The following is a 23,985-nucleotide window of genomic DNA, read 5'->3' as shown; positions in this document are numbered from 1 at the left end:
ACGTTGGTAACCCAACAGATCCGTGGCCGTGGTCGGTCAGGCTGTTACGGCTGCGACCGCATCGATCTCGATGCGTTTTTCGCCTCTGAACCGGGCCACCTGCACGGTGGTCCGGGGAGGCAGGGGGTGGCCGCTGAGCCTGGTGAGGTAGGCGGCGTTGTAGTCATCAAATTCGTCAAGGTCGGCCAGGAAGACCGTGAGCTTGAGCAGGTCGGACAGGGTTGACCCGGCCTGTTCCAGGGCGGCTTCGAGGTTGTCGAAGGCCTGGGTGACCTGGTCCGCGATGTCGGCCGGGACGGTGCCGTCGTCCCGGGCCGGTATCTGCCCGCACAGGTAGATGATGCCGCCGGTTGCTGCGGAGGCGGAGTAGGGCCGCGGTTTACCGTCGGTGAACTGGGTCCGGGTGATCGCGCTCATGCGTCCGGCACTAGGTACTTCCGGGACATCTGGTACATGCTCTGCCATTCTTTCTCCCGCATTTTCAGCGCTTTGGGCGCGATGTTGGTTGTTTCCGGATCTGTGTTGACCGGTTCGGGCAGGACCATGACGACGGTGCTGTCCGCGTTGGTTTGGGGCAGGAGGGCCGTGACTGCTTCCGACGCCAGGGTCTGCGTGGCCGAAAGCACCCCGTCCTGGACGGTGAGGTAGTCGGTGGCGTCTTCGTCATCCGGTGCCGTCCCGGCGTGGGCCGTGGCGATGATGATCCGGCGGTGCAGGGAAGCGGTATGCCTGAGCAGCAGGTCGTTCCAGAGAAGTCCCGGGATGCGGGCCTCCGAGGTGCGGGTCACGGATACCTCGCCGGCCGGGGCGTCTGCGGCGAGGTCGAGGAGTTGGAGTGCGGTCCGCAGGGGCGGCTGTCCGGCGGAGTCAAGCTCGCGCAGGGTGCCTCCCGCCCAGGACGCGTCCCTGGCGGCTGCCGGCCGGAGGGGTGTCGTCCAGTCCGCGTCCAGGAGTTGTTCGAGGAGGCGGAGGCCGGCGTGTTCTTCGGCTTCGGCGCGGAGGACTGCGAGGGCTCCTTCCTGGGCTTCGAGGGGGTCGGCGCCGGCGGCGCAGAGGGCACGGAAGGCCGCTTCTTTGATTTCGCGGGGCTGGACGTCGATGGTGCGGTCCGTCAGCTGGCGATCGGGGGCGTCTCCGGTGGTGGTGTCAGACATGCGCGTGTTCCTTTGTGGTGTCCATGACGTGGGTGAACAGCCGGGCCCAGTTGCCGCCCATTACGGCGGCGATGGTGTGGTCCGTGAGGCCTGCGGCTGCGAGGCCGTCGGTGAGCCGGGGGAAGTCCTGGGGGCCGGTGAACCAGTCCGGCCACAGGGGCCAGGTGGGAGTGTTCTGTGGGTCGGTGGGTTGCCAGCGGCCGTTGCGGAGCCAGCCGACGAATTCCTGGTCCCAGCCGCGGGTGCAGTCGCTGCCGATACCGACGCTGCCGGGACCATACTGGTCCACCATGCGCGCCACCATGGTGCAGAAGCTTTCGATGGTGACGTGTTCACCGCCGCTGACGGTGGGGTAGAGGCAGCAGCCGATGACGCCGCCGCGGTCCACGAGGGGCTGGATGACGTCGTGGGGTTTGTTCCGCGGGGTGTCAAAGAACCAGAGCGGGTTGGAGTGGGTGACGGAGACCGGCACCGAGGACGCTTCGATGGCGTCGCGGCTGGTCCGGTATCCGACGTGGGAGAGGTCGATGAGCATGCCGACCCGGTTCATCTCTTCCACTATCACCCGCCCGTAGCGGGTCAGGCCGGCATCGTCGGCTTCGAAGCAGCCGCTGCCGATCAGATTCTGGTTGTTGTAGGTCAGCTGGGCGATCCGGACGCCGAGCCGGTGGAAGAGCTCAACGTAACGGTAGTCGTCTTCAAACGGGCTGCCGTTCTGGAACCCCAGGAACACGGCGATCCTGTTTTGCTGCTTCGCGGCGTCGATGTCTGCCCCGGTGGCGGCGAGGAACACCAGGTCCGGGTTGTGGTTGACGAGGTCCAGCCACTGACCGACGGACCGGAGGGTGTCCGCGGCGTTTTCCCAGACAGCGCAGGTCGCGTTGACCGCGCTGACGCCGCCGGTACGCAGTTCCTCCAGGACGGGGCGGCTCCAGTTGCTGATCTGCAGCCCGTCCACGACGGTCAGCTGCTCGTGCAGGCTCATTGTTCCGGCCCCTTCGGCGCCGTCGGGAAGAGCCAGTCGTCCTCGTCCGTCCCGTGGTTGATATCCACCGCGCGGGGGGCCCCGCTGAACAACGTCACGCGCAGCCAGTCCGTGGACTGTGGACTGAAGTTGTTCATCCCGTAACTGGCCAGCTGGAAGCGCTGGGTACTCAGGGGCAGGAACTCGGTGTCGATGAGGTTGTCCTGCAGCTCCCCGTAGAGGTAAGGCCGGGTCTGCTGGACCCGGGCCGCGGCGAAGCGGTGGCCGGGGTGTGCCAGGAGGAAGTCTGCGATGCTGCGGTGGGCCGGGAACCGCTCGAGGTCCGCGGCGAGGGCGTTGATGCGGCGGGCGATGTCTGTGCAGTGCTCGGCGGCACCTTCGGGCCGGGTGGCGCGCAGTGCACGGCGGGGTTCTTCGTTGGCTGCGGAGGAGAACCAGTAATAGCCCGTCCGCTCCGGATCGGTGAAGTCGTAGCCGCGGGCCCAGGCGTAGTTGGTCTCCAGCAGCTGCCTCAGTTCCCAGCAGGGCATGGCCGGCTCGAACGGCGCGGCGCCGTCAACTCTGAGCAGGGACTCGGCGTCCTCGTCGAAGTCGGTACGCAGTTCAATGACGATGGAGGCAAAGATCCCCCGGGCCTCCGGGCTGAGGCTTGCGGCCTTCTCGTGGAGGCGTGCCAGGACCGGCGCGGGTTCCGTCGCGGAGGCCGTGTGGGTCTGCAGCTCGCTCAGGAGTTGCTGCAGCTGGGGCCGGATCGCGTCGGTGGGCAGGAACGGGGCGGTGTGGAGGGCGTGTTTTTCTTCAAGGTGGCGGTCAGCCTTGAGAAGGAGTTCCGCGACGCGGGCAAGGTCGGGATGCCCGGGGGCGTAGTCCCGGCCGAGGCCGGCGGCGAGGGGAGTTTCCCGCAGCCGGCACCAGGCGTCCAGGTAGTCCGGGTGGTTGATCACGAACGGGACCATGCCCAGCCCGGTGGCGTTGCCCAGTCCCAGGTATTTGCCCCACTCCGGGTCCAGGGGGACCGCGGTGGTGCCGGCCGCCGTGGCTTTGGCGCGGGCGACGTGTTCCACCATGTCCATGCTCAGTTCACGCAGCAGCCAGGCGGTGAGCATCTGGGACCGGTAGGGGACGGCAAGCGGGTGGCCGGCGGGGATGTCCGTGAATTCCTTGAGCCCGAATTTTCCGTTGCCGTAGAACGCGGTGCTGCGGATCAGATACGGGCTGGGGCCGATGGCGTCGACGTCGGGCTGGGACCCGGCGGCCAGGCAGTCGCTGACGTAGTCAAAGAAGCGTGCGCTGCGGTTCGCCCGGGTCAGGATGATGGTGTCCGGGTCGACACGGCCGCGTTCCTGGACGGGGACATTGAGCCGCAGTTCGGCTTCGCGCTCCGGTGTGAGGTCTCCTTCGATGAGTGCCGCGGTAACGTCCCAGGCGTCGGCGATGACCCGGTCGGTGCGTTCGCTTTCCTGAAGGGTGCGGCAGAAAGCGATGAAGGTCAGCTGCCGGCCTTCGGCGTCCACGGTGTAGACGGCGGTGCCCCGGGCATCGGCGTCGAGCTCCAGGCGGGTCCTGGCCACGGACCACTGCCGGGCTGCGGCGCGCCGGAGCATCGTGCGGGCAAAGCTGTGCCGGGTGGCCCAGGCGCCGTTCATGTCGGCGCCGGAGAGCACGTCCTCCGGGGCACGGAGCCCGTGTGCGGTCCGTTCGTCCTGAAGTGTCATGATCATGCCTTCCCGGGTGCCAGGCGGAGGTAAGCGGTTTTTTCGTGGGTGAAGAAGGCCGCGGCGACAGCACTGTTTTGTTCCCGGGGACCGGCGAAGGTTGAATCCTTCATCCCGCCGAAGGGGGCATGGATTTCGGAACCGGTCGAGGGAGCATTGACCTTCACGAGACCGGCGTCCAGATACGTGACGCACTGCCGGGCGGCGCGCTCATCGCTGGTGAACACCGCGGCCGTGAGGCCGAAGTCGGTGTTGTTCGCCAACGCAATGGCTTCATCGAGGGTGGCTGCGCGGAGAATGGTGACCACAGGGCCGAAGACCTCTTCGCGGCAGATCGTCATCGACGCCGGCCCGGTCAGCACGGTGGGCCGGACGTAGTGCCCGTCCGTGGCGGGAGCAGGGGCCTGGGCGAGGATTTCCCCGCCTTCGGTGAGGGCCGTCTCGATCGCGGCATTGATCTCGTCGCGGGCGGAGGCGGACACGACGGGGCCGATCTGCACCGACGGGTCAGTGCCCGGGCCCAGGACAAGTGCGGTGACCTTCTCCTTGACCCTGGCCAGGAACGCCTCGTGCCCGTCGCCGACGAGGATGATCCGCCGGGTGGCCGTGCACTTCTGGCCGGTGGACCCCATCGCGGCGTTGACGGCGCTGGACGCGGCCAGTTCGACGTCGGCATCGGGCAGGACCAGGGTCGCGTTGTGTCCGCCCAACTCCATCTGCAGTTTCGCGCCGCGTCCACAGACAATCCCGCGGATGTGGTGGCCCACCGGAACAGATCCGGTAAAGGTCACGCCCGCCACCGACGGATGGGACACGAGTTCGGAGCCCAGCGGGCCCGGGCCAAGGAGCAGGTTGGCGACGCCGGCCGGCACACCGGCGGCGGCCAGGATGTCCATCAGCAGGACCGACACTCCGGGGGTGTTGCTGGCGGACTTCCAGACCACGGTGTTGCCGTGCAGCAGTGCCGGTGCGATCTTCCACGCCGGGATCTGCAGCGGGAAATTCCACGGCGTGATCACACCGACGATCCCCAGCGGGCGCCGCACGGTCAGGATCCGCTCCTCGGGGTGGCTGGAAGGGTATTCGGTGCCGACAGGGTTCCTGGCAGAGCCTGCGTGGTACTCGAACGTGTCGGCGGACGCGTCGACCTCCATCCTGGACTCCGCCAGGGTCTTGCCGTGCTCGGCCGTCATGACGCGGGCTATCTCCTCGGCCCGTTCCCGGATCAGTGCCGCCGCCGCCGACAGAATCCGGCCCCGGGCCAGAATCCCCAGCCTGTCCCATGCCGGTGCGGCGTCAGCAGCCGCCTGGATCGCCTGCGCCAGCTCCGCGGAACCGGCCTGGTGATACGTTGTGACCGCTTCCTCCGGCGCCGAGGGGTTGAACCGGGACGTCGTGTCCCCGGTCCCTTCAACCCAACTACCGTTGATAAAGCTGCTGGCGGGCTTGGTCATGACGGGCATTCTCGAACCTCTTAGTGTTTGTTGATCTGTGACTGTCCTCACGATCAACGGTAAACCCGAAACCCGGCCCAAAGAAGTATCTATTTGACTCCCATCAATACTCACTTAGTCTTGTTCGTATGAACCTTCGTCGCCTGGAGCTTTTCGTCGCAGTGGCCGAAGAACTGCACTTCAACCGAGCCGCCGAGCGGCTGCACATGGCCCAGCCGCCCCTGAGCCAGCAGATCCGCAAACTCGAAGAGGAATGCAAGACCCAGCTGTTCGTGCGCAACTCCCGCAACGTGCAGCTCACCGCCGACGGCGAACTGCTCCTGAAGCACGCCCGTAAAGTCCTCAGCCAGTACGGCGCCATGACCGCGGCCCTCCGGCAGGCCCGCGACGGCGAAATCGGCAAGCTACGTCTCGGCTTCGTCTCCTCGGCGGCCATTTCGGCACTTCCACCCGTGGTTCGGGAACTCCGGTCCCACTGGCCCGGCATCGACCTCGAACTCCGCGAGGAAACCACCGACGCCCAGATCGACCTCATTACCGCCGGAGCCCTCGATGCCGGAATCGCCCGGGAAGTCCGGACCGTGCCGGGCCTCAGCGCGACACTCCTGCAAAACGAACGCCTCGTCGTTGCCGTCCCGGCAGACCACCCCCTGGCACCCCGCACCTCGGTGGGGCTTGCAGAACTGAAGGGGGAGAGGTTCATTGCCTTCCCGCGGGACCGGATCTCGCGGCTTTTCGACCACATCGCTGCACTGCTTCACGCCGCCGACGTCGACTTCGACCTCGCCCAGCAAGCCGTCCAGTTCCCCACCATCCTCGGGCTCGTCGCCGCCCACCTGGGCATCGCAGTCGTCCCGGAATCCCTCCGCGCCTTCGCCATCCCCGGCCTTGCCTACCTCGACATCCAGGACGCCAGCGCCATCTCCCGCGTCAGCCTGATCTACAACAACGACATGACCGATTCACCCCTCATCGCCAAAGTCAGGGAAGCGTGCCGGCAAACAATGGGAGCCCCGGGGCCCGGCTAACAGATTGCCGCGTCGCCGCCCGCAGTCAGCATCACTCAAACGCCCGGATGGGCGGGAGACCGGCCCCGATAGTACAGGCAGGGTTCATCAGGCGTGATCGCCATCAAAGCGCTGCCCGACGAGTTGAGTTTCCCGTTCGGCGTCCCCGATTCCGGACCCGGCCTCGGCCCGGTCCGCCGGCAACGGGGTGCTCTGCTCAATTGGCAGACGTGCCTTCCAGGGCGATCCGCACAACGGGCCTCCAGATTTCCGGGCCGGATCAATACCGTCGCGGCAGAAATCCGCCTCAAATAGAGTAGGTAGCGTCACCCCGAGACAGAAATCCGGTCAAGCGTTCAGTGCGGTCCGCAATGCGCCAGGAGCCAGGCAGCGCCATCGGGGGGATTTCTTCCGGATAAGGATACGGGCCAGCGTGTTGAGGTTGACTTCCCGCAGTGGTGGAAGTCTGATGGCGCCTCAGCGGATCTCCGGGAGGTCCGCAGATGCCCGTCGGGACAGGAGTTCGGCGCCGCCCTCGCGGATCACGAGGTTTTCTTCGTGCACCATGCTGCGGCCCGGTCCAAGCCACAACCCGGGCTCGAGTGTGAGGACCATCCCCGGGACCAGTACCGTGTGGTCCTCCGCAGTGTGGGACGGCCATTCGGTCAGCTGCATGCCCAGGCCGTGGCCCAGACGCCCCACGTTGCCGCAGGCATAACCGTCGTCCATGATTACGGTCTGCATCGCCCGGAAAAGGTCGGCACTGCTCGCCCCGGGGCGTGCCACATTGAATGCGGCGTCGGTGGCGCGGAACAGGGTGTCATAGCCGCGCCGGGCGTCGTCATCGGCGGCACCTATGGCGTAGTTCCGGTCGAAATCACAGAAGTATCCGTCGTACACGGCTCCGGTATCAAGCATCAGAACGTCCCCGCTGCAGAGTGGACGGTTGTCCGGTGGGGAAATGACATTGTCGTACCCGCCGGGATCCGAAGCGCCGACGAGGTACGGAACATCGTCGGCGCCCAGGGTCAGCAGCTCGATTTTGAACGCACGGAAGGCCTCTGACAGAGGCTGGCCAGCCGACACGATCTCCGGCACGCGGTCGAAGGCGTCCGAGGCAATCCGGCAAATGTGTGCGATCTTTTCGATTTCGGTTTCGGACTTGACCATCCGCAGATTCTTGATCACATCGGTGGCGTCAACAAACTCGATGCCGGGCGCGAGGGATATGAGCTGGACGTAATCCTTCAGCGGCATGCGGAGGGTGGTTTCCGGACCCATGGGGACTCCGACACGACTTTTGGAGCCCAGGACGCTGTGCAGGGTATCCGCGAGCAACGACACGCCCTCGTCCTCGGGCCGGGGTGATGTCCAGGTGCGGATGTCTTTGATCCATGTCGTCGCCAGCAGCGGGGCGCCGATTTCCGGGATTACAGCGATGGGTTTGCCCTCACGGGGCACTATCAGGAACCACGGCCGTGTTGGGCTCTGCCAGAACTGGGTGAAAAATCCGGTGAAGTAGCGGAATTCGGGCTCAGTGGTCAGGAACAGGGCATCCACTCCGGCCATGGCCATGAGACGTTGCGCCCGGGCCAGCCTGGACGCAAATTCGTCGTCGTCGAAACCGCGGCGCGGAGCGGCCGGCCCCCGGTCTCCTGCCGGTCCAGTGTCGGGTGTGTTACTTGTGCGCTTTGTCGGGTGACTGGCGAAATTCACGGCGGGTGACTCCTTGGTGCGGGCGGCGGTGCCCGGTTTGGTGGGGGTGTTCAGCTTGAAATTCAAGCGACAGGACGAAACGTCGACCGTCGGTTTTCGGCGTCCCTGCGGTTTACGTCAACATACTTGAGTTTGGGGAAGCCGATCGATGCCGGGTCGCCGGGCAATTCTTCGCCGCGTAGTGTCGCCTGTGCAGTTTCCCGCATGCAAAGGATGCTGATGAAACCGATCACTCCGGCAATCGCCATGTACCAGCCAGGAATCAGTTGGTTCCCGGTGGTTTCGATGAGCTGGTTGGCCACCGTCTGGGACGGCCCGGCGAAGAATGCCGTGGAAAAGTTGTAGCCGATCGCGAAACCGCTGTAGCGCACGGCGGTGGGGAATAGGGCCGGGAGGGTGGAGGATACCGCTGCGGTCAGGATCACCAGCAGCAGGCCCAGCACGGCAAGGCCGAGGAATTGCAGGAAGGGATTCGGCAGTCCCAGCAGCATGACGGCCGGAACGGAGAATACCGCGTAGCCGGTGGCGGCGAACAGGAGCAGCGGCTTGCGGCCGACCCGGTCCGACAAGGCTCCCACGGGCGGGATGGCGAGCAGCATCAGGGCCATCATTCCGACCAGCATCCAGTTGCCCTGGGCGGTGCCGTGTCCAAGCTGGCTGCTGAGATAAGTGGGCATGTAACCCAGGACCATGTAGAAGGCCACGTTGAGCAGGACCACAAAACCGGAGAGGACCAGGATCTGCCTCCAGTGGTTCTTCAGTACCTGGCGCACCGGCGCCTTAACGCTTTCCTTGTGTGCGGCGGCCTCCGCGAAGACCGGGGCCTCGTCGAGCCGGGTCCGGATCCACAACGCAATGATGCCCAGTGGAATGGTCACCAGGAACGGGAGTCGCCACCACCCCTCCAGCATCCCTTGTTCGCCGACGATGCTGACGAGGCCGGTGCACAGAATGCCCGCGAGAATGAATCCGACGGTGGTTCCGAATTCCAGGAAGGAGCCGAAGAAACCGCGACGGCGGTCCGGAGCCGATTCCGCCATGTAGACCGCAGCGCCGCCGTACTCTCCGCCGGCAGAGAAGCCCTGAAGCAGCCGGCAGATCAGGAGCAGGACGGGTGCCAGAACCCCGACGGTGTCCGTCGTGGGCAGCAAACCAATGCAGCCCGAGGCCAGCGTCATCAGGATCACGGTGAGAACCATGACCTTCTGTCGGCCTACCTTGTCGCCCAGCGGACCCAGGATTATGCCGCCGAGCGGTCGGACGAGGAAGGATAATGCCAGAGTGGCCAGCGTCAGCGTAACGCCCACCCCGCCGTCGCCGGCCTTTGAACCAAAGAAATTTGTTGCCATGTAAATAGTGAGGTAGCCATAAACGGCGTAGTCGTACCATTCAACGGCGTTCCCCAGCGCGGAGCCGGTGATGGAACGCCGGAGCGTTTGCTTGGCCTCCGGGCTCTCGGGCTCAGACCCCGGCGCCATGAGTAACGGGGTCTTGCCAACTAGCGGCTGCATACTGGTCACAGGCTCTGTCCTTCGAGGTGATGATGTTCAGGAAAACATCCGAATTTGGTGCGCACTGTCCGGGAGCGGAAATCCGTCGTACCGGGCCGAACGACGCTTCTGACGATCATTTTCGCCGCTCCCAAGGGGAATGTGGCGACAATCACGTGTGGGCTGGGTTCCATCATGACGGCCCGTTGTCAAAAGTAAAAGCGGATTTTCGTGGCCTTTAACATCCACAAAAACAGGACGTTTCACAGAATGACGAATGACGGCCTAATTGAAGTAAAAGTAAAAGTAATCCCGCATTAATCATCGCTTTTGCTTTAGCCTCAAGTGTCGGAACATGGTGGCATGCCTTCACTAGACACCGCCTACTGGTACGCCAATCCCGCCGCCCGGACCTGGCAGACCGCAGCCCCGGACTCCGCAGAGTCCTTCCACCGCACGCTGACCGGCTATGCGCCCACCCCGCTGACCGAACTGCCCAGTCTGGCAGCCGAGCTCGGGGTACGCCGGGTATTCCTGAAAGATGAGTCAAACCGGCTCGGGCTGCCCGCGTTCAAGATTCTCGGCGCGTCCTGGGCCGTGTGTCGGGCCCTGAGTGCGCGTTACGGGTTGGATGCCGAGACGATGACCGTTCCTGCGCTCCGGGATTACATCATGGCCGGAATTACGGCCCGCGAACGGCCCGTGCTGGTCACTGCCACCGATGGAAATCACGGGCGCGCCGTATCGCGTATGGCCGCACTGCTCGGGCTCCAGGCCAGGATCTACGTTCCCAATGGCCTCAGCCCGGCCGCGGTCGACGCCATCCGGGGCGAAGGTGCAGACCTGCACCACGTCGACGCAATCTACGACGACGTCGTCGCCGCCGCCGCCGCGTCAACGGAAGGCTGCAGCTGCGATCTGCTGATCCAGGACACCTCGTGGGCCGGTTACACCGACGTCCCGCGCTGGATCGTTGACGGCTACGCGACGCTCTTTGACGAAATTGACGCGGCTCTGGCTCAGTCCGGTTACGCCGGGGCCGACCTGGTGGCCTGCCCGGTCGGCGTCGGTTCCCTGGCGCACGCACTGGTGGATCACTACCGGACACCCGGCAACGGCGCACCGTCGCTGCTGAGCGTGGAGCCGGAAACTGCTGCCTGCGTCGCCCAGTCGCTGCTCGCCGGCCATCCTGTCGTCGTCGACACGTCCTACCCGTCCATCATGTCGGGGTTGAATTGCGGGACGCCCTCCGAGATGGGATGGCCCACCCTGCTGGCAGGGATCGACGCAGCGGTCAGTGTCACCGAAGAAAATTGCCGCCAGGCGGTCATGGACTTGACCGATCTTGGCCAGGATGCGGGCCCCTGCGGGGCCGCGTCCCTGGCCGGAGCGCGGGCCGCCCTCTCCAGCCCGGAACGGCGCCAGCTGCTGGGCATCGATCAGGACTCTGTGATCGTCCTGGTCAGCACCGAAGGCCTGGCCGCCAACCCGCTCCGATGAAAGACTCATTCCCCATTGAAACCAGCAAAAACATACTGCCCGCAGCCATGCACGACGTCCTGGAGGACCCGGTAGTGCTCCTGCAGGACCTCGTCCGGATAAATTCCGTCAACCCGGACCTGGTTCCCGGTGCAGCCGGAGAGACAGGCCTTGCGGACTTCACCGCCGTCTGGCTTCAGAAGCGGGGTTTCACCGTGACCCGGCTCGAAGCCGTGTCCGGGCGACCCTCCATCGTTGCCGTCGCGGCCGGCACGGGCGAAGGCAAGAGCCTGATGTTCAATGGCCACCTCGATACCGTCACCCTCGCCGGCTATGATGGGGACCCCCTTGAGCCCCGCCTGGAGGACGGCCGCATGTTCGGCCGCGGCACGTTCGATATGAAGGCCGGCATCGCCGCGATGATGGTCGCTGCCGCTGCCGCCGCATCACGGCCGCATGCGGGGGACATCATCGTGGCCCTCGTCGCGGACGAGGAGTTCGCCAGCGCCGGCACCGAGGAGGTCCTCCGGCATTTCACGGCCGACGCCGCCATCGTCTCCGAACCCACGCACGAGGACATCGTCATCGCCCACCGGGGATTCGTGTGGTTCGACGTCACCATCCACGGCACCGCCGCCCACGGCTCCCGCCCTGATCTGGGAATCGATGCCATCGCCAAGGCCGGGAGATTCCTCACCGGCCTCGAGGAGCTCAGTAAGTCGCTGCTTAGCGGGCCCGGCCACGCGGTGTTGGGGACCGGAAGCATCCATGCCTCGCTCGTCCGCGGCGGTGAGGAGCTTTCCAGCTACCCCGCGGCCTGCACCGTCTCGCTCGAACGACGCACGGTCCCCGGGGAGAACGCCGCAACGGTGGAGACCGAGCTGCGGCACATCCTCGATGCCATCGCCGCCGCCGACCCCGACTTCAGCTACACGCTGACCACGGGTCTGGAACGCCACGCATTCGAAGTCCCCTCCGACGCACCGATCGTCCGTGCTGTAGCAGCCGCCGCGGAGGCCGTCATGGGGCAGGCCGCCACCGTCCGTGGCGAAGCGTTCTGGACCGATGCTTCCCTCATGCTCGACGCCGGGATCCCCGGGCTCCTCTTCGGCGTTGACGGCGGCGGAGCCCACGCCGCCACCGAATGGGTCGACCTCAACTCGCTGAAAAGGGTCAGCCAAATCCTGGCCGCCACCGCCACCGACTTCTGCCGCTAACCACACCTCTGAAGGACAAAAATGACTGCCCAGACCACCTCCCTGTCCCACCGGGCCCTCCGGGTGCGACTCGCCGAACTCGGGTTGGAACTCCCCGAAGTTCCCGGCGCCGTCGCCGCGTACGTGCCCGCCGTCCGGGCCGGAAGCACTGTCTACACCTCCGGGCAGCTGCCCCTCCGGGAGGGCGTCATGGCTGCTGTGGGCAAGGTCGGATCCGAAGTCTCCGTCGAGACGGCGGCCGGCCTGGCCAGGACCTGCGTTCTGAACGCGCTGGCCGCCGCAGGCGCACTCGGCGACCTGGACGAGGCGAGAATCCTCAAGGTCACGGGTTTTGTCGCCTCGGCCGCGGGTTTCAATGGCCAGCCGACGGTGGTCAACGGTGCCAGCGAGCTGCTGCTGGAGCTGTTCGGTACCCGCGGGGAGCACGCCCGATCCGCAGTCGGGGTGGCCGAACTGCCCATGGATGCCCCCGTCGAAGTGGAGATTATCGTAGAGTTTCCCTGACCGGCGCATCACGCACCGAATCGATGCGGCAAAGGGGACAGATGTGCTGAACGTCGTCCGGCTCAAAGTCTTGTTGGAGCTTCACCACCGCAAGACCCTTTCAGCCGTGGCCGCCGCGTTGTCCTACAGCACGTCAGCGGTGTCGCAGCAGGTCCGGCTGTTGGAAAAGGAAATCGGCGTCCCCCTCGTCGAGCCCTCCGGGCGCCGTCTGCAGCTGACCCCCCAAGGCCTGATCCTCGTCGCCCACGCCGAGCAGATCCTCGACTTACTTGAACGGGCAGAGGCCGACGTCTCTACCTCCATGTCCCAGCCCCGTGGCGTGGTCAAGGTCGCGGCCTTCCAGTCCGCGGCGCTCACGATCATTCCCGACGCCCTGAACGAACTGCGCCGTCTTCACCCGCAGCTGACCGTCGAGTTCAAGCAGGGTGAACCGGAAGCCACCCTGCCTTCTCTGGCCTCCTCCGAATACGATCTTGTAATCGCTGAGTCGTTCCCCGGGCTGCCCCTGCCGTCGCTGCCTGGCCTCTCGGTCACCACGATCATGGACGATCCGTTGTGGCTCGTCATGGACGCGACTATTGCCGATGGCCTGGACCCGGGGAAGGACCTGATCGCGCAACTCTCGGACGCCCGCTGGGCGGTGGAGCCCGCAGAGTCCGCTTCCCTGACCTGGCTAACCAACCAGTGCCGGAAGGCAGGGTTCGAGCCGAAGGTCATCTGCTCCTCTGAAGACGTTTCGGTTCACCTGCGGTTTGTCGACGCCGGGCTGGCCGTCGCCGTGCTTCCCGGACTCGCCCTTGTTGGTGCGTCGACAAACGTTCGCCGGTTTCCCACAGCCGCGGGCATGCAAAGCCGTCAAATCCTTCTCGTAGCCAGAGAAGCTTCCAGCACCCGCCCTGCCACAGCAGCCGTCGCCGCCGCCCTTCACCGGGCCGCCGCGGCCTATGCAACCGGTAGAACCAGCGAAAAATAACATCGGAGCGGGGAACGTTAACTGCGCGTTGCCGCGGCACCGCAGTCGGGACCCCGAATATGCACGTACCGGCTTCCAAGCGGTGTCGCTTTTCAGGCCATGGGACTGACATGCAACAGGATTCGCTTGCCCCGCCCCTTCGGTCCGCGTCGGAATGGACGAGTGGCCTGCCGCACGAGGGCTCTTGTCGGGGGAGGGGGAGGGCAGTAAACGTGAACTGAAATATTGTCCTGTCATTCCTGCCCGGCTTTTGGATGGGCTCACGGTTCAGCTCGTTTGCTCCGAGGCCGGCGAGGGGATCGTGGAAGATGCTTTCAGACTCCACCAACGCTTGCCTTCTGTTTCAGGGATCGGACTAGTAGTCGTACTCTCAAATCTTGTGGGGCCGAGGGAATGAGGCCTCTCAGCAGGTCGGGGCCGCAACTTGGCAACATGAGCTCTGGCTGAGGGCGCTAAATCGAACACAATGGTCCAGAGGATGTGTTTTCCACCTAGTCGTGGCATGGTTTCCCCTTGCTCCAGGTAGCGAAATGGCGCGGGGTCACCGTCCGGCCTCCACCAGCCACTTATTGGTGCAAGGTCACCGGTTGTCGCAGTGGGGCACACGTCCTGGTGCCGTTGCAATTGCTGTTCATTGGCTGACGTCATGGTCCTTTGATGTTCCTAAGCATGAGGTCGTCGTTGAAGGACGCCTATAGTCCTAAGACCCCATATCCGTGGATCCTGAGGCACTTAAACCAGGTCCTCCCGGTTGCGAGAGTAGGAGGACCTGGTGGTTCAAGTGATCCTGTGGGGGACGGGGGTCCAGTTTGTCCCTGCGGGATGACGTCGCGCTGTAATTCGTCGGGACAATCGGCAGGTCCCGCATTTTCTGGAGCTGGTGATCTCCAGGCCGTTAGGTTCCGCTTACAGCCAGCTGTCGCGCTACATGCTGGCTGCCTGGCAGGCAGGTGAAGAACGGGGGCTGGACGACGGGTGCGAATGGGACGATGAGCCAGTGGCCGCCGTACAACTCCACGTACGAATCGGAAGGGCACTTCGCGTAGGCTTCTTCGCGCGTCATCTCGTTCTCCTTTTTCACTGTGTTAAGTAGTTCGCTGAGCGGTAAACGGTGGATCGGTGCTCACCTCACCCCTATAGGCGCTTGGCTCCGGCCCTGCAGTTGGCGGGTACCGGCGCATCTCCGGATTTCAGTCCGTTTCCGGCCCGTTGCAGTAGTGGCAGCCTTCTTCGCAGCCGTCCTGCGGTTCGACACTGCTGGAAACCTGGAGGGCTGGTTTTGGACGCGGTTGGCTGCATTCGGCAGAGTGCGGCGCGTTGATCGTATGAAGGGCCGCACTGTTAGAAACGAAATCATTGCTGTTGCACCTGCATATGCGTGTGAGCATGGCTGCGTTCGTCCCCAGGGGGGAGGATGCAGTCCGATTCCAGGGCGTGGTGCTTGCCGGACCGAGGGGCGGGCGGGCCACTCCTCGGTCCGGGCCGCTGGGAACTACTTCAGGGGAGCGGGCACCTGTCCGTGACCGGGCTGCGTTTGCACGTTCCCTCCCCTGAGCTTGCTGATGAAGATTGCTTTTCATCAAGATTCCTTTGAGTTTGACGATCAGGGAGATCGCTCATGGCCGAGGGGAGTTAAGTGTTGCCGCTCCGGGAAGTGCGCGGCCGTAAAAGCTGGCTTTCCCGCTGACAAGGGGCGTGTTCAGTTACCGGCCGGCGTAGGGGTCGGCCATGCCGATGTACTGGGTGGTGGTGTACTCGGCGATGCCCTCGGAGCCGCCTTCGCGGCCGAGGCCTGACTGTTTGACTCCGCCGAAGGGTGCGGCGGCGTTGGAGATGATGCCGGCGTTGAAGCCGACCATGCCGAATTCGATTTGCTCGGCTACGCGCAGGAGCTTGTTAAAGTCGCGGCTGTAGACGTAGGAGGCCAAGCCGTATTCGCTGGAGTTGGCCAGGCGGATGGCTTCTTCCTCGGTCGAGAAGGTCGTGACCGGAGCGACGGGTCCGAAGATTTCCTGGCGGAGGATCTCGGCATCGTTGGGAACGTTGCTCAGCACGGTGGGCTGGTAGAAGTAGCCGGCCCCGGCTACTGGCGAGCCTCCGGTGATGGCGGTGGCTCCGGCGTCAACGGCGGCGCTGACCAGTGCGTGTACATCGTCGCGGGCACCGGCATCGATCAGGGGGCCCACCTGGGTGGTGGGTTCGGTGCCGCGGCCGGTGGCCAGGGCACCCATGGCTGCGGCGAACTTCCGGGTGAATTCCTGTGCGACGGATTCCTGCACGAGGAAGCGGTTGGCCGCGGTGCAGGCTTCGCCCATGTTCCGCATTTTGGCTGCCATTGCTCCTTCGACGGCCTTGTCCAGGTCCGCATCTTCAAACACTATGAAGGGTGCGTTGCCGCCGAGTTCCATTGAGGTGCGCAGGACGTTCTGCGCCGCGTCGGCCATCAGCCGTTTGCCGACAAGGGTGGACCCGGTGAAGGAGATCTTCCGGAGCCGGGAGTCGGCCAGCAGCGGTCCGGAGATGCCGGAGGCGCTGGAGGAGGACACTACGTTGAGGACACCGGCGGGAAGGCCGGCCTCAATCATGGTCTGTGCAAAAAGCTGGGAGGTCAGCGGGGTCAGCTTGGCCGGCTTCAGGACCATGGTGCACCCTGCCGCGATGGCAGGGGCTACCTTGCGGGTGGCCATGGCGAGCGGGAAGTTCCAAGGCGTGATGAGCAGGCACGGCCCCACCGGCTTGTGCTGGACCAGAATCTTGTTCTTGCCCTCCGGGGTGGTGAGGTAGCGGCCGTAATCCCGGACCGTCTCCTCCGAGAACCAACGGAGGAACTCCGCCCCGTAAGTGACTTCCCCACGGGATTCGGCCAGCGGCTTACCCATTTCCAAAGTCATCAGCAGCGCGAAGTCCTCGGCACGCTCGGTCACCAGATCGAAGGCCCGGCGCAGGATCTCGGCGCGCTCCCGCGGTGCAGTTCGTGCCCAGGAGGCCTGGACGGCGTTGGCCGCATCGAGTGCGGCGACGGCATCCTCACTCGTGGCGGAGGCCAAGGTAGCGAGCACCTCCCCAGTGGCGGGGTCATGGACATCGAATGTGCCGCCGTCGGACGCGTCCCGCCACCGACCTCCGATCAACAATCCGGTGGGGACAGAGGCAAGGAGGTCGGCCTCACGCTGGCGTGAGACAGCAGTCGGATCAACGAGGGCAGTAGTCATGAAGATTCCTAAAGAACGTAAGTGACGGTGATGATCCGCCATTAGGGTGGCGGGCTATCACCGTCCTTTGATTGATCAGCTCGACGGGCTCAAGCGCCGGAAGCGCAACTGGCCACATCGGTCCTGTGATGGGGGACGTACTCCATCTCAGTTAGATAGTGCGGTCCCTGATAAAGGCAGCGACTTGGTCGACTGCTTGTTCTCCACGGGGAATACGTCCCGCGGAGGTGAACAATCCGTGGGCGTACCCGGGGAGGTGCTGGTACTGGACCTCCGTGCCCGCCCGGGCCAGGGCGGCGGCGTAGTTTGCCCCCTCGTCAACCAGCGGGTCGTTGTCCACAGTGATCACGTAGGTGGGTGGCAGCCCTGCGGGGAGCTGAGCCATGGAGGGACTGATACCCGGTGCAGAGCGGTCTACGCCCTCCGGCAGGTAGTGGTCAGCGAACCAGGCGATGGTGTCAGCAACCAGAGGGAACCCATCGGTGATGCGTTCGTAGGAGGGTGATGACATAGTCAGATCCACCATGGGGTACATGAGGACCTGGGCCACTACAGTCAGGGGATCCGTCGTCGTGGCGTTCTCATTGGCCAGGACTGCGGCCAGTTGCCCTCCCGCGCTGTCACCGACGAGCACAGCTTCGGTTACGTCCAAGCCGTGCTCGTTGCTGGCAGAAAACAACCAGTGCATCGCCATGCGGCTGTCATCAATCGCAGCCGGGTAGGGGTGCTCCGGGGCAAGCCGGTAGTCCACAGCAATGACCGGCAGGCTGGTGAGGGAGGCCAGCCGACGGCACAGCCCGTCATGAGTTGAGAGGCTGCCCATGACCCACCCCCCGCCGTGGAAAAACAGCACGGCGGGGGTGGGGCCTCCGATGGAGCGGGGGTCATAGACCCGCACCTTGAATCCATCCAGGCTGAAGTCTGTGACCGACGCCAGCGGATCACCGCTCAGACCGTTGGCAGCGCAACCGTTCTCGTAGAGCTCGCGCACCTGCTTCACGGAGTAGGAGTGAAACGGGCGCCCACCGGCGGAGCGGAATTTCTGCAGCACCTCTGCAGCGTCCGGTGCTATGGGCCTCCCGCTGAACCGGTCGGTTCTGGTCACTTTTCGGATCCCGATTCGGCCAGCTGCAGGTAATCCTCGAGCTGGAGGTCGTGGGTGTGGGACCGGTATTCTTCGACGGTTCCGGACCAGTTGTTGATGACGCGGCCGTCCTCGTTCTTGTACCAGGAGGAGCATTCGGAGGAGAACGCGGACTTCTGGAGTTCTTCCTGAACGTGTGCGTTGAACTTCTCGACTACCGCCCGGTCCACCTCCAGGAACCTTGATTCATCGGCTGCGATGTACTGCACAGCCTGTGCGATATAGCGGTGCTGGGCCTCCAGCATGGACACAACCGAGTTGTGGTTGAGGTTGGTGTTGGGCCCGTAAACCAGGAAGAGGTTGGGGAAGTTATCGACGGTGATGCCCAGATATGCTTCCGGCGCATTGCCCCACCGCTCGTCCAAACCGATCCCATCACGTCCTGAAACACGCATGGATCCCATGAAGGCGTGGCTCTTGAACCCGGTGGCGTAGATGATGACATCAAACTCGTGCTCGACACCGTCAGCCGTGCGGAGGCCACGGGGAGTGAACTCCGTGATTGCCTCTGTCACGAGTTCGACGTTCTCGCGGGTCAGGGCCGGGTAGAAATCATCGCTCCGCAGGATGCGCTTGCAGCCGAAGTCATAGTCGGGGGTGAGCTTGACCCGCAGCTCAGGGTCGGACACTTGGGTCTCGAGGTGCTGGCGGGCGAGCTCGACTCCTTCCTCGGAAGCTGCGGTGTGACGGCGGGTGCGTTCGAATCCGGCTTCGCGGAATTCGTGGATTTCCTGGCGCAGCTGACGGTAGGTGTCCGGGTTTTCCTGGAAGCGGGCGCTCTCTTCCTCCGTGAAGATGTACTGGTCACGGGGGAGGATGTAGTTGGCTGAGCGCTGGAATACGGTCAAGTTCGATGCGATCTTGGCGACCTCGGGCACGTACTGAACCGCAGTTGCGGCGGACCCGATGGACGCGACGCGCTTGCCGGTCAGGTCAAGGTCGTGCCGCCACTGGGAGGAATGGAACACCACGCCTTCGAATGTTTCGGTACCGGGGAAGTCGGGGATGTTCGGTTCGTTCAACTGGCCCCAGGCAGCCACCACGGAACGGGTCAGGAACTCCGAGCCATCGGCAGTGTGCACGGTCCAAAGGCGGAGGTCCTGGTCCCATTCAGTCGCAGTGATGTTCTGGCCGAAGTGGATGTGCTTGCCGAGTCCGAATTCCTCAACCATGGAACGCAGGTAGCCCTGGAGTTCCTCCTGGCCGGCAAACATCCGAGAAACCTTGAGGTTCAGGAAGTAGCTGTAGCAGTAGACAAGCGCCTGCGTGTCGCATGCGGCGCCGGGATAGGTGTTCTCGCGCCATACGCCTCCCACATCGTTGCCGCGCTCGAGAATCAGGAAGTCATCGATGCCTTCCTGGACGAACTGGGCTCCCTGGCCTAGGCCGCCGAAGCCGGCGCCGATGATGATCGCGCTGTAAATGTGGTCATTTGTGGAGGTCATGATGTTCTCTCTTCGGAGCTGGAATGTGGGTGTCAGGAAAAGGTAATGATTTGACGCAGTGCGTGGCCGCCGTCGAGCGTGTCCATGGCGCGGTTGATCTCTTCTAGCGGGATGGTGTCTGAAACCAGGCCTTCAACGGCCAGCTGGCCGGATCGCCAGAGCTGTTCGTAGATCGGGATGTCGTGTTCCGGAACCGCCGAGCCGAGGTAGCTGCCCACAATCGACCGGGCCTCCGCTGTGAGGGTCAGCGGGTCGATGGAGACCGACTGGCCGGGCGCGGGCAGCCCGACGGTGACGGTAATGCCGCCCGGCTTTGTCAGTGCGACGGCGGCTTCCAGAGCGCGCGGGTGTCCTGCCGCTTCGATGACGGCGTCAAACTTCTCACCGCGTTCCAGGGCATCAGCAGAGGTCAAGGCGTCAGCGGCACCAAGGTTTCGGGCGGCTTCCAGTTTTGCCGGCAAGGTATCGATACCGACGACGTGCTCGACTCCGGTGGCGATGGCCGTAATGAGTGCCGCCATGCCTACTCCGCCGAGACCGACGATGGCTACCCGGGCGGAAGGTGCAGGCTTGGCGACGTTGAGGATAGCTCCTCCGCCGGTGAGCAGTGCGCATCCGAGCAAAGCGGCTACGTGCGCCGGAACGTCCGAGCCCACGGGCACCACGGAACGGCGGGAGACCACGGCATAGGTGGCGAATGCGGAGACTCCGAGGTGGTGGTGGACGGGCCGACCCTCGCGGGAAAGTCTGCGGTTGCCGCCCAGCAGAGTTCCTTCCGTATTGGAAGCACTGCCCTGCTCGCACGGCGTCTTGCCGTTGGAGTTGCATCCGGCACATTCACCGCAGCGGGGGAGGAAGGTCATGACGACGCGCTGACCCAGGGAGATGTCGTTGACACCCTCGCCCAGTTCCTCCACGATGCCGGCTGCCTCGTGGCCGAGCAGCATCGGGACCGGCCGCGGCCGGTTTCCGTTGACTACGGAAAGGTCGGAGTGGCATACGCCGGCCGCCTCGATGCGGACCAGGATCTCGCCCTTGCCCGGACCTTCGAGCTCAAGGTTTTCCACATGGATGGGACGCGTATCGGCGTAGGGCCGCTCTGCCCCAATGGCCTCAAGTACCGCCCCGCGTATGGTCCTGGTGGTCGTTGTCTTCGCGATGGAGTTAGTATCTTCGATCGTCACGATTGTCCTCTCAGTGGTGCAGTAAAGCTGTACGGGGGAAGGCTATTTGGGAGGGACCGTGCGGCGCTGAGCAACACCATCCGGGCTGGCTCGTGTTTCTCATCGTTCCTCCTGCAACGGGTGTGCTCCTCCCGATGGGGATCGTTCCTCCGACGACGGTCTGTCCATTGAGAGTAGGCAGGCCAGGAGTCCGCGTCACGGTGCAGAAAGTCGATATATGCACTTTTCTTTGTACGAAACGTCAAAGGGTTTGCGGGCGCGGTTGTGCAACCGCGTTTGGGGAGGTCGCTCGAGGCGGAAAGGGACCGCTTGGCATCAGGGTGGTGGACCCGCTGGCGAGCGGTTTCAGCCGTCCCGCGGGCTAGATATGCGCTCTAGTCTTTAGGGGTTGCTTGGGAGCGGCCCCTGAGGGCGAGCCAAAGTTGGGCTGCTACGTCCGGGTCATCCAGGTCAACCCCCAACAGTTCCTTAGCCTGGGCAATTCGGTAGCGCACCGAGTTCCGGTGTACTCCGAGCTCGCGGCCGGCAGCCTCCCATTGACCGCGGTGGGCCAGGTAGGCACGGACCGTTTCAAGGAGCTGCCCGGTGTGAGAGGTCAATACATCCACCCATTCATCTGCTGGCAGGTCGAGGCCGTGACCTACGCGGATCAGCTGTCCGGCCGGTGCTGAGGCAGCGACATCGGCCACTTGCGCTCCAATTTCGTGCAGGCGCCGTAGAGGCATCGGCCCGCCCCATGCACCGCGGACACCTTTCGGCAGCCTTGGATATGGGCTCGACGCTGATTGCAGGACAAACGTGACACCGGAACGTTCTAGTACCAGCCCGGACAGGGCGGGCTGCGCAGCCAGCTGTTCGGTATCGGGCAGGACGGCGACGAATGCTGTTTCCGGTAGCGGATCGGAGTCCATCTGCTTTGCAAGGAGCCGCGCTGCATCGTCATGTCCTTCCAGGACCAGCGCCGCGAGCATGCCTTCAGCCCGTCGACGCTCAGCCGCGGCGTTGCGCTGTCCGGCTGCCCTGGCGGCCAGGAGCGTGGATGCGGTGAGGAACAAGTGCCGCTCGGCAGCTGCCAGTTGCCCGCTTCTGCCCAACGCAAGATACCCGGAAGCCGCTGGACCGTCAGATACCGGGTAGAGGGAAGCAACACCGGATGCCAGTTGTATATTGCCCGTGGCGCCTCGGCGCGCGTTCCGCAGGATGGCAGATTCCCGTGTCAGTTCCGCCAGCAGTCCGGGTGGAAACTCAGCACCGCTGGCGGCGGACGATGGGGTCCCGTCACCTTCAGGCAGGTATGCAACCCAGGTTCCCAGGGCGCGCGACAATTCGCGCACGATCTCCGGTTCCGCGTCATCCTGGGCCGCGGCCCGCGTCAACGCCACCTGAAGTCCTAACAGAGCAGTGAGTTCAGCTTCGCCCCCTTGCCTGACAAGTTCCCAATAGGCGCGAGATACGGCTAGGAAGGGGGACTCACGGGGAATGGTCAGAAGGGGAAGGCCGGCCTCAACGCAGGCGGCCCGCAGTTCGTCCGGCACCATGGCATGGCCCGAGCCCAGGCCAAGACCCAGGGCAGCGACGCGACCTTCCACCAAGCGTTGCACATAGTTTTTAGCGGCCTCTTGACGCGCGTCTCCATCCAGGCCGGTGAGCTGCAATCCGACGGTGAGGAGAAGCTCGCCTCCATAGAGGAACATCGTGGGATCCTCCAGCTCAGAGACATGCACGCCAGTAAGTTCCACACGGGGGAGCGGTATGGGCCAGTAGGGCGCCAGGTCACGCTTTGCAGCCTCAACAAGCCTTGCGAGGGTGATCATGGGTAAATCATAGGCGATCGGTTTTGTACGCTGAGACCGTACAAGGAATATCTTTGGATGGATTATCCAACGACACGTCATCGGACTGTCCCTATGGTGGATTTCACCACACGAGGAGGACCTATGACTGTCACATCAGAACTCACAGCAAACCAGGCCAACGATCCGGCCAGCGTTAAAGCCACAGCACGCCGCCTGCTCACCGAGCTCCCGGGACCGCGTTCCCGTGAGCTGGAGACCGAACGCCGCCAGCACGTCACCGACGCATTTGGTATCACCCTGCCCGTATTCATCGACCACGCGCAGGACGCGCTGCTCGTAGACGTTGACGGAAACCATCTCATCGACTTCGCCTCAGGCATTGCCGTAACCAGCGTTGGCGCCGCGAACCCGAAGGTGGCCAAGCGCGCCGCCGCCCAGCTCGAGCGCTTCACCCACACCTGCTTCATGGTGACCGAATACTCGTCCTTCGTCGAGGTCTGCCGATGGCTCAATGAGCACACCCCTGGCGACTTCGAGAAGCGGACCGCACTGTTCACCACCGGTGCGGAGGCAGTTGAAAACGCGATCAAAGTCGCCCGGGCCGCCACTCGCCGCCCCAACATTCTCGTCTTCGACGAGGCATACCACGGACGCACGCAGCTCACGATGGCGATGACGGCAAAGGAAAACCCGTACCGACTCAACTTTGGACCCTTGCCGGGCTCTGTTTTCCGCGGACCGACCGCCCCCGCCCACACCTCCCCTAACGGACCGGGGGAGGCGCTTGAGCAGATCGAGGCGCTTCTCGCCGAAAACGGCGCGGAAACCTTCGCGGCCATGGTCATCGAACCGATCCAGGGCGAGGGCGGGTTCATTGTCCAGGCCCCCGGATTCCTCAAAGGTCTTCGTGAAATCGCTACCCGCCACGGCATCGTGCTGGTCGTCGACGAGATCCAGGTCGGCATGGGCCGGACCGGAACGCTGTTCGCGTCCGAGCACGAAGGAATCGCCGGTGACATCACACTGACCGCTAAGGCCCTCGGCGGCGGCCTGCCGCTTTCGGCCGCTACCGGCCGTGCCGAGCTTATGAACGCTGTCCACACCGGCGGCCTTGGCGGAACCTATGCTGGCAACCCCGTAGCCTGTGAGGCCGCTCTGGCCGTGTTCGAAATTCTAGAAGACGGCACCCTTTTGGAGAACGCCGTTGCCATCGAAGCCGCTGTGCGTCATCGTCTGGAACCGCTCGTCGCACTGGACGGCGTCGCAGACGTTCGCGGCAGGGGTGCGATGATGGCCATCGAGTTCAGCGACGCCTCCGGACCCCGCAAAGACCTCGCCACCACAGCAGCGAAGACAGCCAACGCACATGGTGTCCTGACTCTGACCTGCGGAACCAATGGAAATATCATCAGGCTGCTCCCTCCGCTCGGAATCGAAGCCGACGTCCTTGACGAGGGCCTTGCGGTACTGGAGGCATCCATCCGGTCGGTATTGTCATGATTTTCCGGGG

19 protein-coding genes are annotated in these 23,985 nt (G+C 64.3%); 6 read left to right on the top strand and 13 right to left on the bottom strand.

Annotated elements, in window-relative coordinates; genetic code table 11:
* Positions 1 to 36 precede the first annotated feature (36 nt).
* Genes ACQCSZ_RS17480 through ACQCSZ_RS17460 form a run of 5 tightly spaced genes read right to left on the bottom strand, consistent with a single transcriptional unit; the run spans position 37 to position 5,308 of the window.
* Positions 37 to 417 carry a RidA family protein gene (locus tag ACQCSZ_RS17480; protein ID WP_427004958.1) on the bottom strand — a complete coding sequence of 127 codons (381 nt, stop codon included), beginning with the start codon at positions 415 to 417 and terminating at the stop codon, positions 37 to 39.
* Positions 414 to 1,154, bottom strand: coding sequence for a hypothetical protein (locus ACQCSZ_RS17475; RefSeq protein ID WP_427004957.1), 741 nt, complete (start codon positions 1,152 to 1,154; stop codon positions 414 to 416). Before ACQCSZ_RS17475 ends, ACQCSZ_RS17480 begins: the two co-directional genes overlap by 4 nt.
* The gene (locus tag ACQCSZ_RS17470; protein ID WP_427004956.1) at positions 1,147 to 2,139 is read right to left on the bottom strand and encodes a membrane dipeptidase; all 993 of its coding nucleotides are present in this window, start codon (positions 2,137 to 2,139) and stop codon (positions 1,147 to 1,149) included. The genes ACQCSZ_RS17475 and ACQCSZ_RS17470 overlap by 8 nt, the downstream gene beginning before the upstream one ends.
* Positions 2,136 to 3,854 carry a hypothetical protein gene (locus ACQCSZ_RS17465; RefSeq protein ID WP_427004955.1) on the bottom strand — a complete coding sequence of 573 codons (1,719 nt, stop codon included), beginning with the start codon at positions 3,852 to 3,854 and terminating at the stop codon, positions 2,136 to 2,138. The genes ACQCSZ_RS17470 and ACQCSZ_RS17465 overlap by 4 nt, the downstream gene beginning before the upstream one ends.
* 2 nt (positions 3,855 to 3,856) lie before the next feature.
* Positions 3,857 to 5,308, bottom strand: coding sequence for an aldehyde dehydrogenase family protein (locus ACQCSZ_RS17460; protein ID WP_427004954.1), 1,452 nt, complete (start codon positions 5,306 to 5,308; stop codon positions 3,857 to 3,859).
* Between the two features lie 128 nt (positions 5,309 to 5,436).
* Between ACQCSZ_RS17460 and ACQCSZ_RS17455 the strand changes: the two genes are divergently transcribed.
* Positions 5,437 to 6,336: a LysR family transcriptional regulator gene (locus tag ACQCSZ_RS17455; protein ID WP_427004953.1), complete on the top strand. Its 900-nt coding sequence runs from the start codon at positions 5,437 to 5,439 to the stop codon at positions 6,334 to 6,336.
* A gap of 456 nt (positions 6,337 to 6,792) precedes the next feature.
* Here the strand turns inward: ACQCSZ_RS17455 and ACQCSZ_RS17450 are convergent, their stop codons facing one another.
* Positions 6,793 to 8,097: a M24 family metallopeptidase gene (locus tag ACQCSZ_RS17450; RefSeq protein ID WP_427004952.1), complete on the bottom strand. Its 1,305-nt coding sequence runs from the start codon at positions 8,095 to 8,097 to the stop codon at positions 6,793 to 6,795.
* Positions 8,094 to 9,542: an MFS transporter gene (locus ACQCSZ_RS17445; protein ID WP_427008373.1), complete on the bottom strand. Its 1,449-nt coding sequence runs from the start codon at positions 9,540 to 9,542 to the stop codon at positions 8,094 to 8,096. Before ACQCSZ_RS17445 ends, ACQCSZ_RS17450 begins: the two co-directional genes overlap by 4 nt.
* 342 nt (positions 9,543 to 9,884) lie before the next feature.
* Between ACQCSZ_RS17445 and ACQCSZ_RS17440 the strand changes: the two genes are divergently transcribed.
* Genes ACQCSZ_RS17440 through ACQCSZ_RS17425 form a run of 4 tightly spaced genes read left to right on the top strand, consistent with a single transcriptional unit; the run spans position 9,885 to position 13,694 of the window.
* Positions 9,885 to 11,021, top strand: a complete 1,137-nt coding sequence (locus tag ACQCSZ_RS17440; protein WP_427004951.1) for a diaminopropionate ammonia-lyase — start codon at positions 9,885 to 9,887, stop codon at positions 11,019 to 11,021.
* On the top strand, positions 11,018 to 12,217 hold the full coding sequence (locus tag ACQCSZ_RS17435) for an ArgE/DapE family deacylase (protein ID WP_427004950.1): 1,200 nt from the start codon (positions 11,018 to 11,020) through the stop codon (positions 12,215 to 12,217). Before ACQCSZ_RS17440 ends, ACQCSZ_RS17435 begins: the two co-directional genes overlap by 4 nt.
* Positions 12,218 to 12,238: 21 nt before the next feature.
* Complete coding sequence (locus ACQCSZ_RS17430) at positions 12,239 to 12,721, top strand: RidA family protein (protein WP_427004949.1); 483 nt, start codon at positions 12,239 to 12,241, stop codon at positions 12,719 to 12,721.
* Positions 12,722 to 12,764: 43 nt separating this feature from the next.
* On the top strand, positions 12,765 to 13,694 hold the full coding sequence (locus ACQCSZ_RS17425; RefSeq protein ID WP_427004948.1) for a LysR family transcriptional regulator: 930 nt from the start codon (positions 12,765 to 12,767) through the stop codon (positions 13,692 to 13,694).
* Positions 13,695 to 14,589: 895 nt separating this feature from the next.
* Here ACQCSZ_RS17425 and ACQCSZ_RS17420 read toward each other — a convergent pair.
* The 6 genes from ACQCSZ_RS17420 to ACQCSZ_RS17395 form a co-directional block, all read right to left on the bottom strand.
* On the bottom strand, positions 14,590 to 14,757 hold the full coding sequence (locus ACQCSZ_RS17420; protein WP_427004947.1) for a hypothetical protein: 168 nt from the start codon (positions 14,755 to 14,757) through the stop codon (positions 14,590 to 14,592).
* A 640-nt stretch (positions 14,758 to 15,397) separates the two neighbouring features.
* Positions 15,398 to 16,906 (bottom strand): NAD-dependent succinate-semialdehyde dehydrogenase, encoded by a 1,509-nt coding sequence (locus ACQCSZ_RS17415; protein WP_427004946.1) that lies wholly within the window; start codon positions 16,904 to 16,906, stop codon positions 15,398 to 15,400.
* A 151-nt stretch (positions 16,907 to 17,057) separates the two neighbouring features.
* The gene (locus ACQCSZ_RS17410; RefSeq protein WP_427004945.1) at positions 17,058 to 17,957 is read right to left on the bottom strand and encodes an alpha/beta hydrolase; all 900 of its coding nucleotides are present in this window, start codon (positions 17,955 to 17,957) and stop codon (positions 17,058 to 17,060) included.
* Positions 17,958 to 18,007: 50 nt separating this feature from the next.
* Positions 18,008 to 19,495, bottom strand: coding sequence for a flavin-containing monooxygenase (locus ACQCSZ_RS17405; RefSeq protein ID WP_427004944.1), 1,488 nt, complete (start codon positions 19,493 to 19,495; stop codon positions 18,008 to 18,010).
* 32 nt (positions 19,496 to 19,527) lie between these two features.
* Positions 19,528 to 20,679 (bottom strand): alcohol dehydrogenase catalytic domain-containing protein, encoded by a 1,152-nt coding sequence (locus ACQCSZ_RS17400; RefSeq protein WP_427004943.1) that lies wholly within the window; start codon positions 20,677 to 20,679, stop codon positions 19,528 to 19,530.
* A 374-nt stretch (positions 20,680 to 21,053) separates the two neighbouring features.
* Positions 21,054 to 22,493, bottom strand: a complete 1,440-nt coding sequence (locus ACQCSZ_RS17395; protein WP_427004942.1) for a PucR family transcriptional regulator — start codon at positions 22,491 to 22,493, stop codon at positions 21,054 to 21,056.
* A 123-nt stretch (positions 22,494 to 22,616) separates the two neighbouring features.
* Between ACQCSZ_RS17395 and ACQCSZ_RS17390 the strand changes: the two genes are divergently transcribed.
* Positions 22,617 to 23,975, top strand: coding sequence for an aminotransferase class III-fold pyridoxal phosphate-dependent enzyme (locus tag ACQCSZ_RS17390; RefSeq protein WP_427004941.1), 1,359 nt, complete (start codon positions 22,617 to 22,619; stop codon positions 23,973 to 23,975).
* Positions 23,976 to 23,985 lie beyond the last annotated feature (10 nt).

Origin of the sequence: Pseudarthrobacter sp. H2 (genome assembly GCF_050157045.1) — a bacterium.
GTDB lineage: Bacteria > Actinomycetota > Actinomycetes > Actinomycetales > Micrococcaceae > Arthrobacter.
The sequence above is the reverse complement of the archived record's forward strand: the minus strand, read 5'-3'. Positions and strand labels throughout refer to the sequence as shown.

Coding starts and splice junctions, on each gene's coding strand:
- ACQCSZ_RS17460 (WP_427004954.1), bottom strand. CDS start 5,308: ATGACCAAGCCCGCCAGCAGCTTTATCAACGGTAGTTGGGTTGAAGGG.
- ACQCSZ_RS17405 (WP_427004944.1), bottom strand. CDS start 19,495: ATGACCTCCACAAATGACCACATTTACAGCGCGATCATCATCGGCGCC.
- ACQCSZ_RS17390 (WP_427004941.1), top strand. CDS start 22,617: ATGACTGTCACATCAGAACTCACAGCAAACCAGGCCAACGATCCGGCC.
- ACQCSZ_RS17475 (WP_427004957.1), bottom strand. CDS start 1,154: ATGTCTGACACCACCACCGGAGACGCCCCCGATCGCCAGCTGACGGAC.
- ACQCSZ_RS17440 (WP_427004951.1), top strand. CDS start 9,885: ATGCCTTCACTAGACACCGCCTACTGGTACGCCAATCCCGCCGCCCGG.
- ACQCSZ_RS17395 (WP_427004942.1), bottom strand. CDS start 22,493: ATGATCACCCTCGCAAGGCTTGTTGAGGCTGCAAAGCGTGACCTGGCG.
- ACQCSZ_RS17455 (WP_427004953.1), top strand. CDS start 5,437: ATGAACCTTCGTCGCCTGGAGCTTTTCGTCGCAGTGGCCGAAGAACTG.
- ACQCSZ_RS17480 (WP_427004958.1), bottom strand. CDS start 417: ATGAGCGCGATCACCCGGACCCAGTTCACCGACGGTAAACCGCGGCCC.
- ACQCSZ_RS17470 (WP_427004956.1), bottom strand. CDS start 2,139: ATGAGCCTGCACGAGCAGCTGACCGTCGTGGACGGGCTGCAGATCAGC.
- ACQCSZ_RS17430 (WP_427004949.1), top strand. CDS start 12,239: ATGACTGCCCAGACCACCTCCCTGTCCCACCGGGCCCTCCGGGTGCGA.
- ACQCSZ_RS17445 (WP_427008373.1), bottom strand. CDS start 9,542: ATGCAGCCGCTAGTTGGCAAGACCCCGTTACTCATGGCGCCGGGGTCT.
- ACQCSZ_RS17415 (WP_427004946.1), bottom strand. CDS start 16,906: ATGACTACTGCCCTCGTTGATCCGACTGCTGTCTCACGCCAGCGTGAG.
- ACQCSZ_RS17420 (WP_427004947.1), bottom strand. CDS start 14,757: ATGACGCGCGAAGAAGCCTACGCGAAGTGCCCTTCCGATTCGTACGTG.
- ACQCSZ_RS17435 (WP_427004950.1), top strand. CDS start 11,018: ATGAAAGACTCATTCCCCATTGAAACCAGCAAAAACATACTGCCCGCA.
- ACQCSZ_RS17465 (WP_427004955.1), bottom strand. CDS start 3,854: ATGACACTTCAGGACGAACGGACCGCACACGGGCTCCGTGCCCCGGAG.